The organism is Pseudomonas sp. MNR3A, assembly GCF_009650575.1.
Classification (GTDB): domain Bacteria; phylum Pseudomonadota; class Gammaproteobacteria; order Pseudomonadales; family Pseudomonadaceae; genus Aquipseudomonas; species Aquipseudomonas machongensis.
In genome coordinates this window covers 81558-97114 of record NZ_VZZS01000036.1, presented here as the reverse complement: position 1 = coordinate 97114, position 15557 = coordinate 81558, and the positions used below count along the sequence as shown (strand labels likewise).

Annotated in this window: 14 protein-coding genes; 4 read left to right on the top strand and 10 right to left on the bottom strand. The window is 65.6% G+C overall.

All coding sequences use genetic code 11. The features are described 5' to 3' along the window. Positions 1–94: 94 nt before the first annotated feature. Positions 95–610, bottom strand: a complete 516-nt coding sequence (locus F6X62_RS23430) for a dihydrofolate reductase (RefSeq protein WP_153774848.1) — start codon at positions 608–610, stop codon at positions 95–97. Between the two features lie 54 nt (positions 611–664). Between F6X62_RS23430 and F6X62_RS23425 the strand changes: the two genes are divergently transcribed. Together F6X62_RS23425 and F6X62_RS23420 are read left to right on the top strand one after the other, a co-directional pair. Beyond that, positions 665–2056 (top strand): DUF2868 domain-containing protein, encoded by a 1392-nt coding sequence (locus F6X62_RS23425; RefSeq protein WP_153774847.1) that lies wholly within the window; start codon positions 665–667, stop codon positions 2054–2056. Continuing rightward, positions 2049–3413 carry a GTPase/DUF3482 domain-containing protein gene (locus tag F6X62_RS23420; RefSeq protein WP_125931171.1) on the top strand — a complete coding sequence of 455 codons (1365 nt, stop codon included), beginning with the start codon at positions 2049–2051 and terminating at the stop codon, positions 3411–3413. The genes F6X62_RS23425 and F6X62_RS23420 overlap by 8 nt, the downstream gene beginning before the upstream one ends. A 223-nt stretch (positions 3414–3636) precedes the next feature. Here the strand turns inward: F6X62_RS23420 and F6X62_RS23415 are convergent, their stop codons facing one another. The 6 genes from F6X62_RS23415 to F6X62_RS23390 form a co-directional block, all read right to left on the bottom strand. After that, positions 3637–4185: a phosphonate degradation HD-domain oxygenase gene (locus tag F6X62_RS23415; RefSeq protein ID WP_153774846.1), complete on the bottom strand. Its 549-nt coding sequence runs from the start codon at positions 4183–4185 to the stop codon at positions 3637–3639. 51 nt (positions 4186–4236) lie between these two features. Continuing rightward, complete coding sequence (locus F6X62_RS23410; protein WP_125931169.1) at positions 4237–5259, bottom strand: putative 2-aminoethylphosphonate ABC transporter substrate-binding protein; 1023 nt, start codon at positions 5257–5259, stop codon at positions 4237–4239. A gap of 30 nt (positions 5260–5289) precedes the next feature. Further along, a complete protein-coding gene (locus tag F6X62_RS23405) occupies positions 5290–7014 on the bottom strand; it encodes a putative 2-aminoethylphosphonate ABC transporter permease subunit (RefSeq protein ID WP_153774845.1) in 1725 nt (574 codons plus the stop codon). A gap of 1 nt (position 7015) precedes the next feature. After that, a complete protein-coding gene (locus F6X62_RS23400) occupies positions 7016–8074 on the bottom strand; it encodes a putative 2-aminoethylphosphonate ABC transporter ATP-binding protein (protein ID WP_153774844.1) in 1059 nt (352 codons plus the stop codon). 167 nt (positions 8075–8241) lie between these two features. Continuing rightward, positions 8242–9111 carry a LysR family transcriptional regulator gene (locus F6X62_RS23395; RefSeq protein WP_153774843.1) on the bottom strand — a complete coding sequence of 290 codons (870 nt, stop codon included), beginning with the start codon at positions 9109–9111 and terminating at the stop codon, positions 8242–8244. A 9-nt stretch (positions 9112–9120) separates the two neighbouring features. Next, positions 9121–11391, bottom strand: a complete 2271-nt coding sequence (locus tag F6X62_RS23390) for a heavy metal translocating P-type ATPase (protein ID WP_153774842.1) — start codon at positions 11389–11391, stop codon at positions 9121–9123. Between the two features lie 98 nt (positions 11392–11489). Between F6X62_RS23390 and cadR the strand changes: the two genes are divergently transcribed. Next, on the top strand, positions 11490–11933 hold the full coding sequence (cadR, locus tag F6X62_RS23385; protein ID WP_054891134.1) for a cadmium resistance transcriptional regulator CadR: 444 nt from the start codon (positions 11490–11492) through the stop codon (positions 11931–11933). 83 nt (positions 11934–12016) lie between these two features. Here the strand turns inward: cadR and F6X62_RS23380 are convergent, their stop codons facing one another. The 3 genes from F6X62_RS23380 to F6X62_RS23370 are packed head-to-tail and all read right to left on the bottom strand — an operon-like array spanning position 12017 to position 14641. Further along, positions 12017–12988 (bottom strand): thymidylate synthase, encoded by a 972-nt coding sequence (locus F6X62_RS23380; RefSeq protein ID WP_153774841.1) that lies wholly within the window; start codon positions 12986–12988, stop codon positions 12017–12019. A gap of 50 nt (positions 12989–13038) precedes the next feature. Beyond that, positions 13039–13848: a prolipoprotein diacylglyceryl transferase gene (lgt, locus tag F6X62_RS23375; protein ID WP_054891132.1), complete on the bottom strand. Its 810-nt coding sequence runs from the start codon at positions 13846–13848 to the stop codon at positions 13039–13041. A gap of 10 nt (positions 13849–13858) precedes the next feature. After that, positions 13859–14641, bottom strand: coding sequence for a sulfite exporter TauE/SafE family protein (locus tag F6X62_RS23370; protein ID WP_063541683.1), 783 nt, complete (start codon positions 14639–14641; stop codon positions 13859–13861). Positions 14642–14771: 130 nt separating this feature from the next. Here F6X62_RS23370 and F6X62_RS23365 point away from each other — a divergent pair, with 130 nt between their 5' ends. Continuing rightward, positions 14772–15521, top strand: a complete 750-nt coding sequence (locus F6X62_RS23365) for an NRDE family protein (RefSeq protein WP_065863989.1) — start codon at positions 14772–14774, stop codon at positions 15519–15521. Positions 15522–15557: the final 36 nt, after the last annotated feature.

The following is a 15557-nucleotide window of genomic DNA, read 5'->3' as shown; positions in this document are numbered from 1 at the left end:
CGGGGGGAGGAAGCGCAGTGTACTGGAGTACATGAGCATTCCGAGCCCCGTTTCAACGCAGTATGGGCGAGTGCAGATACATTTCAGACAGAGCCTAACGCTTGTCCCACACCTCGAAGTGGTAGACCGGCTTGCCTTCTTCGACCTGCCGCTCGGTCGATGCCAGCGTCCACTGCGCCGCGTCGAACGCCGGGAACCAGGCATCCCCTTCAGGCGCCAGTTCCACACGCGTCAGGTACATCCGGCTTACCAGCCCCTTCTCCAGCGCCTGCCCGTAGAGCTGCGCGCCGCCGATCAGCATCAGCTCACCAACCCCCTGCTCGCGCGCCCACTGCTCGGCACGCACCACCGCTGCGTCCAGCGAGGCGAACACCTCGGCGCCCGCCAGCGTCAACCCGGGCTGGCGGCTGACGACGATGTTCAAGCGCCCCGGCAGTGGTCGCCCGAGCGAATCCCAGGTCTTGCGCCCCATGATGATCGGCTTGCCCAGGGTGGTGGCCTTGAAGTACTTGAAGTCCCCCGGCAGGTGCCAGGGCATGGAGTTGTCGATGCCGATCACGCGGTTCTCGGCGAGTGCCGCGATCAGACTGAGGGGAAGTGATGTGTTCATGACGGCGAGGATAGCACTCGGCACGTGGGTTATGCTTGGGCCTCGACCCGTGCAATGGAAGACCTTGTGACTGCACCGACCGAACTGGACAAACGTTGGCTCACCGAAGCGGTGCGGCTGCGTGAAGAACATGCCGGCCCCCTGGAAGACCAGGAAGCCAACCGTCGCGCGCGCCAGCAGGGCGGCGACCTGGCGGCACGCATCGAGCACCGCGCCCTGTGGCTGGCCGAGCGCGACGGCATGACCCAGGCCCTGCGCCACTGGAAGCAGGGTGCACGCCTGGCCCTGCTGGCCCTGATGATCGTCGCCGTGCTCAGCGGCGCCGGCCTCGGCCTTGCGGCGCTGGGTGACGGCCAACGCCCGGTGAATGTGTTCTGGGCACTGGGCAGCCTGCTGGGCCTGAATCTGGGGTTGCTGGTCGGCTGGGCCCTGGGCTTCTTCTTCGCAGGTGAGCAGGGCGCAACCCTGGGCCGGCTCTGGCTGTGGCTCAGCGAACGCTTCGCCCGTGATGCCAAGGCCGTGCACCTGGCCCCCGCCCTGCTGGTGCTGCTGCAGCGCAAGCGCCTCAATCGCTGGCTGCTCGGCCTGCTGGTACATGGCCTGTGGCTGCTGGCGATGAGCGCGGCGCTGGGCATGCTGCTGGCGCTGCTGGCGACCCGGCGCTACGGCTTCGTCTGGGAGACCACCCTGCTCGCGGCCGAACCCTTCATCGCCCTGACCAACGCCCTCGGCGCCCTGCCCTCGCTGCTGGGCTTCAGCATTCCCGACGAAAGCATGATCCGCGCCAGCGGCGCCACCCTGCCGAGCCTGGACATCGCCCGCCAGGCCTGGGCCAGTTGGCTGCTCGGCGTGGTGCTGGTGTATGGCCTGCTGCCCCGCCTGCTGCTGGCGACCCTGTGCCTGTGGCGCTGGCGCCAGGGCCGCGGGCAGCTCGCCCTGGATCTGAACCTGCCAGGCCATGCGCAGCTACGTGACGCGCTGATGCCGCGCAGCGAGCGTATCGGTGTGCAGGACGCCGCCCCCGAGCACCTGCCACAGTTCGAGGCCGGCCAACTGGAAACCGGCAGCAGCGGCGCACTGCTGGTAGGCCTGGAGCTGGATGACCAGCGCGCCTGGCCGCCCACGCTGCCAAGTACGGTGACCAACGCAGGCGTGCTCGACAGCCGCGAATCACGCAACAAACTGCTCGAACAGCTCAGCCGCTTCCCACCGGCGCGCCTGGCCATCGCCTGCGACCCGCGCCGCTCGCCTGATCGTGGCAGCCTGGCGTTGCTCGCCGAGCTCGCGCGCAATGCAGGCGCCACACGCATCTGGTTGCTCCAGGCCCTGCCCGGCCAGGCACTCGACGCCGCTCGCCTGGGCGACTGGCACGAAGCCCTCGACCGCCTCGGCCTGCACCACGCCGACACCTCGCCCCTGACCTGGCTGGAGCATGGCTATGACTGATCCGCTCAAGCTGGCCGTGGTCGGCCATACCAACGTCGGCAAGACCTCGCTGCTGCGCACCCTCACCCGCGATGTCGGCTTTGGTGAGGTTTCCCATCGCCCCAGCACCACCCGCCATGTCGAAGGCGCGCGGCTGTCGGTGGACGGCGAGCCCTTGCTCGAGCTCTACGACACCCCCGGCCTGGAAGACGCCATTGCCCTGCTCGACTATCTGGAGCGCCTGGAACGCCCCGGTGAACGCCTTGACGGCCCGGCCCGCCTGGAGCGCTTTCTCCAGGGTAGCGAGGCGCGCCAGCGCTTCGAGCAGGAAGCCAAGGTGCTGCGACAGTTACAGGCGAGCAATGCCGGCCTCTATGTGATCGATGCACGCGAGCCGGTACTGGCCAAGTACCGCGACGAGCTGGAAGTACTCGCCGGCTGCGGCAAGCCGCTGCTGCCCGTGCTCAACTTCGTCGCCAGCAGCCAGCACCGCGAGCCAGAATGGCGCGAAGCCCTGGCCCGCCTGGGGCTGCACGCGCTGGTGCGGTTCGACAGCGTGGCCCCGCCCGAGGACGGCGAGCGACGCCTCTACGAGAGCCTCGCCCTGCTGCTGGAGACATCGCGCCCCGCCTTGCAGCGCTTGATCGACGACCAGCAGGCCCAGCGCCTGGCCCGCCAGCACAGCGGCAAACGCCTGATCGCTGAGCTGCTGCTGGACTGCGCCGCCTGTCGGCGCAGCGTCGAGGCAGAGCCTGCCGCTGAAGCCAAGGCCATCGAGGCGCTGCGTCAGGATGTTCGACAACGTGAGCAGCGCTGTGTCGAGGCGCTGCTCAAGCTCTATGCCTTCCGTCGTGAAGACGCCAATGCCGGCGACCTGCCGTTGCTGGACGGTCGCTGGGGCGATGACCTGTTCAACCCCGAGACCCTGAAGCTGCTGGGCGTACGCCTGGGCAGCGGTGTCGCCGCCGGAGCCGCGGCCGGTGCGGGTGTCGATCTGCTGGTCGGTGGCCTGACCCTCGGCGCTGCCGCGCTGGCGGGTGCCATTGCCGGAGGCGCCCTACAAACCGCCCGCAATTATGGATCGCGGTTGCTGGGCAAACTCAAGGGCCAGCGGGAACTGACCGTGGATGACAGCGTGCTGCGTCTGCTGGCACTGCGCCAACAGCAACTGATGCTCGCCCTGGACAGCCGTGGCCATGCCGCACAGGACAGGGTGCGGCTGGGCGAGCTGGATGAAAAGGCCTGGCGCGAGGGCAAGTTGCCGGAGGCGTTGAGCAAGGCGCGGGCGCATCCGCAGTGGTCGACGCTCAATCCGGGCGCACGGGTGAACCAGGCCGAGCGCCAGGAGCAGCTCGAGGCGTTGGTGTCACAGATCTGAAGCGCTCCCCTGTGAGAGCAACTGTCTTGCTCAAAAATCCGAGGCCTGCCCAATCCCGGTAGGAGCAACTGTCTTGCTCAACATCTAAAGACCAGCCCACCCTGTGGGAGCGGGCTTGTCCCGCGAACACGGGCGTAGCCCGTGCCATGCATCGCGGTGTTCCTTTCGCGGGCAAGTCGGGGCGCCGAACCGCCGCTCCTACGCGCTAACGAGTGCACCAATCTCAGATCAAGGCCAACGCCTTCGCCTTCAGCACCGCCATATCCAGCACCGGCATCCCGACTTCCTTGGCCATCTCATCCCACTCACGCATGCGCAGGCTCACCGCAAACAGCGGATCACGCTCGAAGGCATCGGCCTCGGCATCGCTCATCACGCCCCCCTGGTAACCCAAGGTGCGCCGACTCGCCTCGCTCAGCCGTTCGTAGTATCCCGGCTTGCGCAAGGTCAGGTAGCGCTTGGCCTCCACGTGGAACTCCACCAATCGCGCCATGCGCTCACCGAAGCCGCAACGGCGCAGGTACTCGGCGCCGATACGCTCATGGCTGGCCACACCATAACCGCCCATGCTGGCGTCGCCGCCGCACAGGTGGCCGATATCGTGGAAGAACGCAGCGAGCACCACCTCGTCGTCGAAGCCCTCGGCCATGGCCAGTTGCGCAGCCTGGGACATGTGCTCGACCTGGGTGATGGCTTCGCCGATGTAGTCGTCGGCGCCGTGGCGTTCATACAAGGCGAAGGTGTTGTCGATGATCTGGGCTGGGGTCGGCATCGCGGTAGGGTCCTGGTGTGGTGAGGATAGACCTGCTGAATGTCGTTCGACTTACTGCGCCGCCTTCTCCGACTTGCCGTCGTAGCGCTTGCGCCACTCGGCCAGGATCTGGTCGCGGTGCTTCGACGCCCAGGCAAAGTCGTTCTTGATCAGGCGTTGCTCGTAGTCGGCAGGCAGCTCTGTCTGCGGCTTGGCAATCCCAGGCGCGGCGAGTACGGCGAAGTTCTCCTTGTACAGCTCCATGGCCGCAGGGCTCGCCGAGAAATCGGCCAGGCGTCGCGCGGCATCGGCCTTAGGCGTGCCCTTGATCACCGCGGTGGCCTCGATTTCCCAGCCGAGCCCTTCCTTGGGCAGCACGATGTCCAGCGGCGCGCCCTGGCGCTTGAGCTGTACGGCCGGGTACTCGAACGAGATGCCGATCGGGAACTCGCCCGCCGCCGCCAACTTGCAGGGCTTGGAGCCGGAATGAACGTACTGGCCGATGTTCTGGTGCAGGGCATCCATGTAGGCCCAGCCCTGCGGTTCGCCGAACGTCTGCAGCCAGGCGCTGACATCGAGGAAGCCGGTGCCGGAGGAGGCCGGGTTGGGCATGACGATCTTGCCCTTGTACTCAGGCTTGGTCAGGTCCTGCCAACTCACGGGCTTGCTCAGGCCCTGCTTCTCGGCCTCGATGGTGTTGAAGCAGATCGTCGCGGCCCACACGTCCATCCCCACCCAGGCTGGCGGGTTGGCGGCGTCGCGGTAATTGGGTGCGATCTTGCCCAGGTCTTTCGGCGCGTAGGCATCAAGCATGCCGTTCTGATCGAGAATGGCCAGGCTCGAAGCCGCCAGGCCCCACACCGCGTCAGCCTGCGGGCGATCCTTCTCGGCCAGCAGCTTGGCGGTGATGATGCCGGTGGAGTCACGCACCCATTTGATCTCGATATCCGGGTTGGCCTTCTCGAAGGCCTGCTTGTAGCTCTTGAGCTGCTCGGCTTCCAGGGCGGTGTAGACGGTCAGCTGGGTGTCGGCCGCCGAGACCTGCAGGCTGAACACGGCAGATACGGCAGCAACAAGGGCCAGTGGCTTGAACATGAGGCAGCTCCTTTGAGGTGGACAGTCGGATCAGGATTTGGGCGCGCGCTGGCGCCAGGCCTGGGAACGGCGCAACAGGCCGCGTGAAGCCCCCGCCAGCAGCAGCGAGGCCGTGGCACTGGTGAGCAGGATCAGGGTGGACATCGCCGCAGCACCGCCAACGTTGCCGGCATCGTCCATGTTCAGCACGGCGACGGCGGCCAGGATCGTGTCGGGGCTGTAGAGGAAGATCGCTGCCGACACCGTGGTCATCCCGGAAACGAACAGGTAGCGCACGATATCCAGCAGTGCAGGCAGGCAGATCGGTACGGTGACGCGCAGGTAATGCCGGTGCAGCGGCGCCTTGAGCGACAGCGCAGCCGCCTCGAACTCACCATCGAGCTGGCGCAGCGCAGTGCTTGCGGTCATCTGGGCGGTGGTCAGGTAGTGGGCGATGGTGCATACCACCAGCAGCGCCATGCTGCCGTAGAAGACATGCAACGGGTTACCGGCGAGGTTGAAGAAGAACACGTAGCCCAGGCCCAGGACGAGCCCTGGCACCGCCATCGGCACGAAGCTGAGCAGGCGCAAGGCTTGGTTGAGCAGGCGCTGGCCTTGGGTTTTCTCCATCAGGTAGGTGCCGGTGAAGATCACCACACTGCCGATCACGGCGCAGCACAGGGCCATGGTCACGCTGTTGCGGTAGGCCAGCCAGCCGCCACCGGCGGTCTCGTCGAACAGGTAGTGCTTGAACGAAAGCGTCAGGTTATAGGGCCAGAAGGTCACCAGCGACGAATACACCGCCATGCCGATCACACCCAGCAGCGCCGCGCAGACCAGCACCACGATGGCCAGGAAGCAGGCATCGCGACGACGCGAAGGCTGGGGCTCGAATACCTGCGCGCGCCCGCTCATCGCCTCGCCCTGGCGGCGGCGCAGCCAGGCATCGACGCTGAAGCTGAGCAGCGCCGGCACCAGCAGGACCATGCCGATCAGGGCGCCACGGCCGAACTGCTGCTGGCCGACCACCGCCTTGTAGGCCTCCAGCGCCAGTACCTGATAGTCGCCACCGACCACCACCGGCACGCCAAAGTCAGTAATGGTCAGGGTGAACACCAGGCAGAACGCGGCGAACACCGCCTGGCGCGTGGCCGGCCAGGTGATGCTGCGAAACGCCCGCCATGGTCCGGCGCCCATGCTCGAGGCTGCGTCGAACAGCCGTGCATCGGCCAGCGACAGCGCTGACAGCAGGATCATCAAGGCATGCGGGAAGGTGTAGATCGCTTCGCCAAGCACGATCCCCCAGAACCCGTAGATGTTGTCGCTCAGCAGCCCGCGCAGCAGGCCCTGGTTACCGAACAGGTAGACCAGCGCAATGGCCGGCAGCATCGACGGCGCCAGTAGCGGCAGCAGTGAAATCCCGCGCCATAGGCCCTTGGCCGGAATCAGCGTGCGTTGCAGGGCATAGGCGAACAAGTAGGCCAGTGGCACGACGATCAGCGCTACGCTGAAGGCCACCGCCAGGCTGTTGCCGAGCAGCCAGCGAAAGTTGTCGCTGGCAAACAGCTCGGCGGCCGCCTGCAGGCCACCGCCCTGGCCCGCCTCGCCGCTGAAACCACGCCAGAAGATGGCCAGCAGCGGCATCAGCACGGCCAGCAACAGCAGAAGCAACAGCAGGCTCTTGCCGCCGACGACGAACAATCGATCACCCAGGGCGACGCCACTGCGTGGTGCGGCCTTGGCGGCGCTCAGCGATACGCTCATGGACGCGGCCATCTCAGGCGAACACCTGCAGGCTCTGCGGTGGCAGGGCCACCCAGATATCCTGCGAGCCCAGGCGCGGCATGGCTTCGGGCGCCAGCTCCGCGAGCAACGCGTGCCCCGGCAAGGCCTTGAGCTCGAAGCTCATGCGGCAGCGGTTGCCGAGAAAGGTGAGCTCACGCACCTTGGCCGGGAACAGGTTCTCCTCGTGCACCACCGGGTTGACCGTGATCGCCTCCGGACGGCAGAACAGCCGGCCACTGCGCGCACTCACCGCCCCCGGCGCCAGGCGCATGCTCATGCTGCCCACCTGGGCGTGGCTGTCGTCATGGCGCTGGAACGGCAGCCAGTTGCCCTGGCCGACGAACTCGGCAACGAACGGTGTGGCAGGCCGGTCGTAGATATCCTGCGGGGAGGCGTACTGCTCGACCTGCCCGTTGTTCATCACCGCGATGCGGTCGGCCATCAGCATGGCCTCGTCCTGATTGTGGGTAACCATCAAGGTGGTGATGCCCAGCTTGCGCTGCAGTTGGCGCAGCTCGGTACACAAGTGCTCGCGCACCCGCGCATCCAGCGCCGACATCGGCTCGTCGAGCAACAGCACCGATGGCGATGGCGCCAAGGCACGAGCCAGGGCAACGCGCTGTTGCTGGCCACCGGAGAGCTGGCTGGGATATTTCTTTTCGCTACCGGCCAGGCCAACCAACTCGAGCATTTCGGCGACCCGCTGACGCGACTGCTCGCGGCTGCCGCCCGTCAGGCCATAGGCGATATTGGCCTCGACGGTGAGGTTGGGGAACAGGGCATAGGACTGGAACAGGATGCCGTAATCACGGGCCTGGGGCGGCAGCTCGGAGATATCCCGCTCACCGATGTACAGCGAGCCCCGGTCCTGGCGTTCGAGGCCGGCGATACAGCGCAGCAGGGTGGTCTTGCCGCAGCCGGAGGGGCCGAGCAGGCAGACCAGCTCGCCAGCGGCGATGTCCAGGGACACGTCGTTCAGCGCGGTGAACACGCCGAAACGCTTGTGGATACCGCGCACGTTCATGTGTGCGCCCGGGGTTGCGTGGTTCATGGCTGGGCCTCATCGAAGAGATGAGGGCCATGCTAGGAAGGCTGTGCGAAGGTTCTGTGGCGATCAGGGCAAAGTGGGTGATAGTGGCATTGGCGGATTTTGGTTGAGAGCCTGGGAACACGGACATGGCACCGCGGTGTCTGTTTCGCGGGCAAGCCACAGGAAATCTAGAACCGAGCCCCCGCCACTTCCTGCGCCACCCCGAGAAACGCCGCCGGCAAGCGCGCCTGGCGCCGCTCCTTCAGGCAATACAGGTACTCGTGCATCAGCGGCGCACCCTCCAGCGCCAGCACCCGCAGCTCCGGGGTCAGCGGCACTTCATGGCGGGCAATGACACTGATGCCGATATTGCGCAGCACCGCTTCGCGGATCGACTCGCGGCTGCCGATTTCCAGCAGCGCACCAGCCTTCACCCCGGCCTCCTGCATCATCTGCTCGGTCAGCTTGCGCGTGGTCGAACCCGGCTCGCGCATCAACAGGCAATGCCCGCAGAGGGCTTCGATGCCCACCGCCTGGCGCTGCGCCAGGGGATGGCTACGGTGCACAGCCACGACCAGCGGATCGCTGCCCAGCACCCGGTGCACCAGGCGCGCATCCTCGACCAACTGCGACGAGCCGGCGATATCCACCCGGTACTCCTCGAGCATCTCCAGCACCTGTTGCGAGTTGCCGATCTCCACCGCCACCTCGACCTGAGGCAGGCGTTCACGGAACACCTTCACCAGGTCGAGAATGTAATACGGCGCGGTAGCGGCGACACGCAGGCTGCCCTGGGCCTGGCCGCTGTTGCGCAGTTCGAACTCGATGTCCGCTTCCTGCTGCAACAAGGCCTTGACCCGCGGCAGGAGCCTGGCGCCCTCCTCGCTCAGCACCAGGCGTCGGCCGCCCCGATAGAACAGCTCGACCGCGTACTGGCTCTCCAGGTTGCGGATCTGCGTGGTCACCGTGGGCTGGCTGAGCCCAAGCTTCTTCGCCGCCAGCGTGATGCTGCCCAGGCGGGCCACCATGTAGAAGGCTTTGAGCTCCGAACCGAGCATGGCACCTCGTTATTTGCGCAACAGGCGCAAGCCGTTGAACACCACCAGCAAACTCACGCCCATATCGGCGAACACCGCCATCCACAGGGTGGCCATGCCGGCAAAGGTGATGGCCAGGAATATCGCCTTGACCCCCAGTGCCAGGACAATGTTCTGGATGAGAATCGTAGCGCTCTGGCGCGACAGCCTGACGAACGCCGGGATTTTGCGCAAGTCGTCGTCCATCAGCGCCACATCGGCAGTTTCGATGGCGGTATCGGTGCCGGCCGCCGCCATGGCGAAGCCAATCTCGGCGCGGGCCAGGGCCGGCGCGTCGTTGATGCCGTCACCGACCATGCCCACGCGGTGGCCTTGAGCGTAGAGATCTTCGATGGTCTTGAGCTTGTCGGCAGGCAGCAGGTTGCCCTCGGCACGATCGATACCCACCTGAGCGGCGATGGCCTGGGCGGTGTGCGGGTTGTCGCCGGTCAGCATGACGGTCTTGATCCCCAGCTCATGCAGCTCGGCGATGGCCTGGCGACTGCTGTCCTTCACGGTATCGGCCACGGCGAACAGCGCCAGCGGGCCGGAGCGATCGAGCAGCAACACCACGGTCTTGCCCTGGCGCTCAAGCACATCGAGCTCGGCCTCGAGTTCCGGCGAGCACAGGCCCAGCTCCTCGACCAGACGATGGTTGCCCAGGTGATAGGCCTGACCGTCGATCTCGCCGCGCACCCCGCGCCCGGCCAGTGCTGCAAACTCCGCTACCTCTGCGAGGGCAATGCCCTGCTCCAGGGCATGTTGGGCGATTGCACGCGATACCGGATGGTCGGAACGCTCGCCGAGGCTTGCAGCCAGCGCCTGGGCCCGACCTTCGAGCAACGGCTCGAGTACCTTGAAGTCGGTTTGCACCGGCTTGCCGTGGGTGATGGTGCCGGTCTTGTCCAGGGCCAGGAAGTCCAGCTTGCGCCCGCCCTCGAGATAGACACCACCCTTGATCAGGATGCCCTTGCGCGCCGCGGCGGCAAGGCCGCTGACGATGGTCACCGGGGTCGAGATCACCAGCGCACATGGGCAGGCCACCACCAGCAGCACCAGGGCGCGGTAGACCCAGTCGAACCAGGCACCGGCCATGAACAGCGGCGGGATGATCGCCACGGCCAGGGCCACGGCGAACACGGCGGGGGTGTAGATGCGGGAGAACTGGTCGACGAAGCGCTGGGTCGGTGCTCGTGCGCCTTGCGCTTCTTCCACTGCCTTGATGATGCGCGCCAGGGTCGATTGCCCGGCTGCGGCGGTGACGCGGTACTCAAGCGCACCGGCCTGGTTGATGGTGCCTGCGAAGAGCTTGTCGCCCAGCGCCTTCTCGACAGGCAGGCTTTCGCCGGTGATCGGCGCCTGATCGACGCTCGATTGCCCGCTGACGACCTCGCCATCCAGGCCGATACGCTCGCCCGGGCGCACCCGCACTCGCGCACCGATGGCCACCTCGCGCACCTCGACCTCGCGCCACTGGCCATCCGCCTGCTGCACGGTGGCCATGTCTGGCGTCAGCTGCATCAGGCCGCTGATGGCGTTGCGCGCACGGTCCAGCGAGCGCGCCTCGATCAGTTCGGCGATGGTGAACAACACCATGACCATCGCCGCTTCCGGCCACTGGCCGATCAGCACGGCACCGGTCACGGCGATGCTCATCAGTGCGTTGATGTTCAGGTTACGGTTCTTGAGCGCAATCCAGCCCTTCTTGTAGGTGCCCAGACCGCAGCCGAGGATGGCGGCCAGTGCCAGCAGGGCCACCACCCACTCCGGCGCCAGCGCGGAGAAGTGCACGATTTCGGCGCCAATCGCCGCAAGACCCGACAACGCCAAGGGCCACCACCGGGTCTTGCGGGCGGCAGGGGCATTGGCACTGCCATCATCGTCTGCAGCCAGCGGCTCGGCCTTCATGCCAAGGCTGTCGATGGCGCGCTCGATCTGCGCGGTGCCGTCGAGAGTGTGGCGCACGCCGAGAATGCGGTTGATCAGGTTGAATTCCAGCTGCTCGATACCAGCGAGCTTTCCCAGCTTGTCCTGGATCAGGGTCTGCTCGGTCGGGCAGTCCATCGCTTCGATGCGAAAACGGCTGAGACGCGCCTGGTCACTGGCCTTTTCGGTCAGCTGCACGAAGGCCGGCGCCGCTTTGCTGGCACAGCAGCTATGGGCCTGGGTGTCGTGGCAGGAAGACTTGGCGCCATGATCATGGCCGTGATCGTGGCCATGATCATGATCGTGCTTGTGGTCGTGACTGACAGGCTGGTTCATAGGTTCGCCCTGATAGAGAGTGCCCACTGACGGGGGGTTGTTGCCAAGTGAACACCCTGTAGCCACTATAGGGTCAAGCGATCCCAGGAGATTTCGTCATGAAGATCGGAGAACTGGCCAAGGCCACCGACTGCGCCGTGGAAACCATCCGCTACTACGAGCGCGAGCAATTGCTGCCCGAACCCGCCCGCACCGACGGCAACTACCGCCTGTACACCCAGGCCCATGTGGAGCGTCTGACCTTCATTCGCAACTGCCGAACCCTGGACATGACACTCGACGAAATCCGCAGCCTGCTGCGTCTGCGCGATACCCCCGAAGGTGCGTGCGGCAGCGTCAATGCGCTGATCGACGAGCATATCGAGCATGTACAGGCGAGGATCGACGGCTTGATGGCGCTGCAGACGCAGCTGGTGGAGTTACGCAGGCAGTGCAATGCGCAGGGGGATGAGTGCGCGATTTTGCAGCAGTTGGAGGTCAATGGCGCGGTGTCGGTGCCGGAGACCGAGCATTCGCATGTGGGGCGTAGCCACGGGCATTGAGGCCGGTAAAGACCTTCGCGGGCAAGTCGGAGCGTCGGTTCGGCGCTCCAACTTGCCCGCGAAAAGAACGACGCGGTTCTGAGTCAGACCGCCATCGGCGCCGTCATAGGCGCATGATGCTCATACCCTTCCAGCCAGAAATCACTCGGCTCGATCTTTTCCAGCCACTCAGGCTCATACACACCGGTCTCGGCAAACGCCGGCACACGGTCGCTGATCACCAGCTTCGGCGCCTCCAGCGGCTCGCGCTTGAGCTGCTCGTTGAGCATGTCCAGATGGTTCTCGTACACATGGGCATCGCCGATGAAGTAGGTGAACCAGCGCGGGGTGTAGCCGGTCAGGCGCCCGAACAGCGACAGCAGCGCCGCACCTTCGGTGAGGTTGAACGGCGTGCCCAGGCCCAGGTCGTTGGAGCGAATGTAGAGCGTGAGGGAGATTTCCTTCGTCTCGACATTGGGGTGGAACTGGTACAGCAGGTGGCAGGGCGGCAGCGCCATCTCGTCGAGCTGGGCGCAATTCCAGCCGTGGAACAGGATGCGTCGGCTGCCCGGGTCGTTGGCGATGGTGTCCAGGCACTGGCGCACCTGGTCGATGGCTTTGTAGAGGATGACGAATGCCTGGCCGTCTTCCTCGTCCTTGGCGATCTGGCGGAAACCGGCTTTTTCCGCCATTTCAATGGCGGCCGGGTTGCTCAGCGGGATGCGCTTGTAGCCTGGCCACTGGCGCCATTGCACACCGTAGATCTCGCCGAGGTCGTCATGGCCCTGGCGGAAGGGGTTGGCCAGCCATTGGGCGTTCTCGTTGGCGTTCTGGTCCCAGACCTTGCAGCCAAGGTCGCGAAACTCGCCGGCATTCTTCACGCCGCGCAAGAAACCGACCATCTCGCCGATCGCCGACTTGAACGCCAGCTTGCGCGTGGTGATGGCCGGAAAACCCTTCTGCAGGTCGAAGCGCAACATGGCGCCCGGCAGGCTGATGGTGCGGATACCGGTGCGGTTGCCCTGCAGCGTGCCGTTCTCGATGACGTCGCGAACCAGGTCTAGATACTGTTTCATGGCCTACCTGTGGCAAGCACGGCAGGGGGATCGCCCCTGCCGTGGAATTATCAGTGGGCGGGTGTCGCCGTGGGTTTGCGATTATAAGCCCACCAGATCAAGGCGAGGCCAGCGACGATCATCGGTATGCAGAGAATCTGACCCATGGTCAGCCAGCCCCACGCCAGGTAACCCAGCTGTGCGTCCGGCACGCGGACGAACTCGACGATGAAGCGGAAGATCCCGTAGAACAGCGCGAACATGCCGGAAACCGCCATGGTCGGGCGTGGTTTGCGCGAGAACAGCCAGAGGATCAGGAACAGCGCCACACCCTCCAGTGCGAACTGGTACAGCTGCGAAGGGTGACGGGGCAACTGCGCCGGATCGCTGAACGGCGGGAAGATCATCGCCCATGGCACGTCGGTCGGCTTGCCCCACAGCTCGGCATTGATGAAGTTGCCGATACGCCCGGCACCCAGGCCGATCGGCACCAGCGGCGCGACGAAGTCCATCAGCTCGAAGAACGACTTGTTGTTGCGCTTGCCGAACCACAGTGCCGCCAGCATCACGCCGATGAAACCGCCGTGGAACGACATGCCGCCTTTCCACACTTCGAAGATCAGCGTCGGGTTGGCCAGGTACTGGTGCAGGTCGTAGAACAGCACGTAACCCAAGCGCCCGCCGACGATCACGCCCATCGACAGCCAGAACACCAGGTCGGAGAGCTTCTCGCGGTTCCAGGTCGGGTCGAAGCGATTCAACCGGCGCGAGGCGAGCAGCCAGGCACCGCCGATGCCGATCAGGTACATCAAGCCGTACCAGTGGATTTTCAGCGGCCCGAGGGCCACGGCCACGGGGTCGATCTGCGGGTAAGGCAGCATGGTGGTTCCTCTAGATCAAAAAGCTGAGGCCGACGCAGAACAGCAGCGCGGCAAACAGGCGCTTGAGCAGGCGCGGCGACAGCTTGTGCGCCAGACGCGCGCCGAAGCGGGCGAAAAACATGCTGGTGACGGCAATGCCGACCAGCGCGGGGAGATAGACATAGCCCAGACTGTGCGCGGGCAGGTGAGTTTCGTTCCAGCCCAGGATCATGAAACTCAGGGCACTGGCCAGGGCGATAGGCAAGCCGCAGGCCGACGAGGTGGCCACGGCCTTCTGCATGGGCAGGCTGCGCCAGGTGAGAAAAGGTACCGTGAGCGAGCCGCCGCCAATACCGAAGATCGCCGAGGCCCAGCCGATCACCCCACCGGCAGCGATCAACCCAGGCTTGCCGGGGATGCCACGGCTGGCCTTGGGCCTGAGGTCAAGGGCCATCTGCAGCGATACCAGCAGGGCGAACACGCCGATGATCTTCTGCAGCATCGGCCCCTGGATCAACGAAGCGGTCTTGGCGCCAATGCCCGCGCCGATGAGGATGCCAACGGTCATCCACAGGAACACCGGCCACTGTACGGCCCCCTTGCGGTGGTGTTCCAGCACGGCGTTGATCGAGGTGAAGACGATGGTCGCCAGCGAAGTCCCGACCGCCAGGTGCGTGAGGATCGAGGCATCGAAGCCCTGCAGGGTGAAGCTGAATACCAGCACCGGCACGATGATGATGCCGCCGCCCACGCCAAAGAGCCCGGCCAGTACGCCGGCGCAAGCGCCCAACAGCAGATAGAGCACGAATTCCATTCGCAGACCCTGTGAATACGATCCGGCATGGTAACGGAAGCCGGGGCTGCGCCTCTAGTGAACTCTGTGTCAGGTGATGGCAGTGCAACCAGACTGTGGTTAGAGTGGCACAAAACACTGAGGCCAACCCATGTGCCTGATCGTATTCGCCTGGCGGCCGGGGCACGCCCTGCCGCTGATCGTCGCGGCCAACCGCGACGAGTTCTACGCCCGCCCCACCCAGGCGCTGGCCACCTGGGAGGATGCCCCGGGCGTGCATGCCGGGCGCGACCTCGAAGCCGGTGGCAGCTGGCTGGGCATAGGCCCCGGCGGGCGCTTCGCGGCGCTGACCAATATCCGCGACCCTCGCCAGCCGCTCGGGCCGCGTTCGCGCGGGGAACTGGTGGCCGCCTTCCTGCAGGGCGAACTGGGCGTGGAAGCGTATCTGGATCAGGTCGCCAGCCGCAGTGCGCAGTACTCGGGGTTCAACCTGCTGGTGGGCGATGGCGAGCGGCTGGGCTATCTGCACGCCCGAGACCCGGCGCCACGACTTCTACCACCTGGCATTTACGGGCTATCCAACGCCGGGCTGGACACGCCGTGGCCGAAACTGGTGAAAGCGCGCTCGGCGCTGGGCGAGGTGCTCGAATCGGCAGACCCGCAGCAGCTACTGGCGCTGCTGGCCGATGCTGCGCCAGCACAGGACGCTGAGTTGCCGGAGACCGGCGTAGGGTTGGCGACCGAGCGGCTGCTGTCGAGCGTGTTCATTGCCAGCCAGAATTACGGGACACGGGCGAGTACCGTGCTGATCGTGGATGATCAGGGCAGAAGGCGGATGATCGAGCGCAGTTTCGGGCCCTTTGGTGGGCATCTGGGGGAAGTGGAACTGAACCTCGTATGACTTTTCAGGCCTATTCGCGGGCACGTCCGCGAAGAG

Coding starts and splice junctions, on each gene's coding strand:
- F6X62_RS23390 (WP_153774842.1), bottom strand. CDS start 11,391: ATGAACCAGCCTGTCAGTCACGACCACAAGCACGATCATGATCATGGC.
- F6X62_RS23370 (WP_063541683.1), bottom strand. CDS start 14,641: ATGGAATTCGTGCTCTATCTGCTGTTGGGCGCTTGCGCCGGCGTACTG.
- lgt (WP_054891132.1), bottom strand. CDS start 13,848: ATGCTGCCTTACCCGCAGATCGACCCCGTGGCCGTGGCCCTCGGGCCG.
- F6X62_RS23365 (WP_065863989.1), top strand. CDS start 14,772: ATGTGCCTGATCGTATTCGCCTGGCGGCCGGGGCACGCCCTGCCGCTG.
- F6X62_RS23380 (WP_153774841.1), bottom strand. CDS start 12,988: ATGAAACAGTATCTAGACCTGGTTCGCGACGTCATCGAGAACGGCACG.
- F6X62_RS23405 (WP_153774845.1), bottom strand. CDS start 7,014: ATGGCCGCGTCCATGAGCGTATCGCTGAGCGCCGCCAAGGCCGCACCA.
- F6X62_RS23400 (WP_153774844.1), bottom strand. CDS start 8,074: ATGAACCACGCAACCCCGGGCGCACACATGAACGTGCGCGGTATCCAC.
- cadR (WP_054891134.1), top strand. CDS start 11,490: ATGAAGATCGGAGAACTGGCCAAGGCCACCGACTGCGCCGTGGAAACC.
- F6X62_RS23425 (WP_153774847.1), top strand. CDS start 665: ATGGAAGACCTTGTGACTGCACCGACCGAACTGGACAAACGTTGGCTC.
- F6X62_RS23410 (WP_125931169.1), bottom strand. CDS start 5,259: ATGTTCAAGCCACTGGCCCTTGTTGCTGCCGTATCTGCCGTGTTCAGC.
- F6X62_RS23395 (WP_153774843.1), bottom strand. CDS start 9,111: ATGCTCGGTTCGGAGCTCAAAGCCTTCTACATGGTGGCCCGCCTGGGC.
- F6X62_RS23415 (WP_153774846.1), bottom strand. CDS start 4,185: ATGCCGACCCCAGCCCAGATCATCGACAACACCTTCGCCTTGTATGAA.
- F6X62_RS23430 (WP_153774848.1), bottom strand. CDS start 610: ATGAACACATCACTTCCCCTCAGTCTGATCGCGGCACTCGCCGAGAAC.
- F6X62_RS23420 (WP_125931171.1), top strand. CDS start 2,049: ATGACTGATCCGCTCAAGCTGGCCGTGGTCGGCCATACCAACGTCGGC.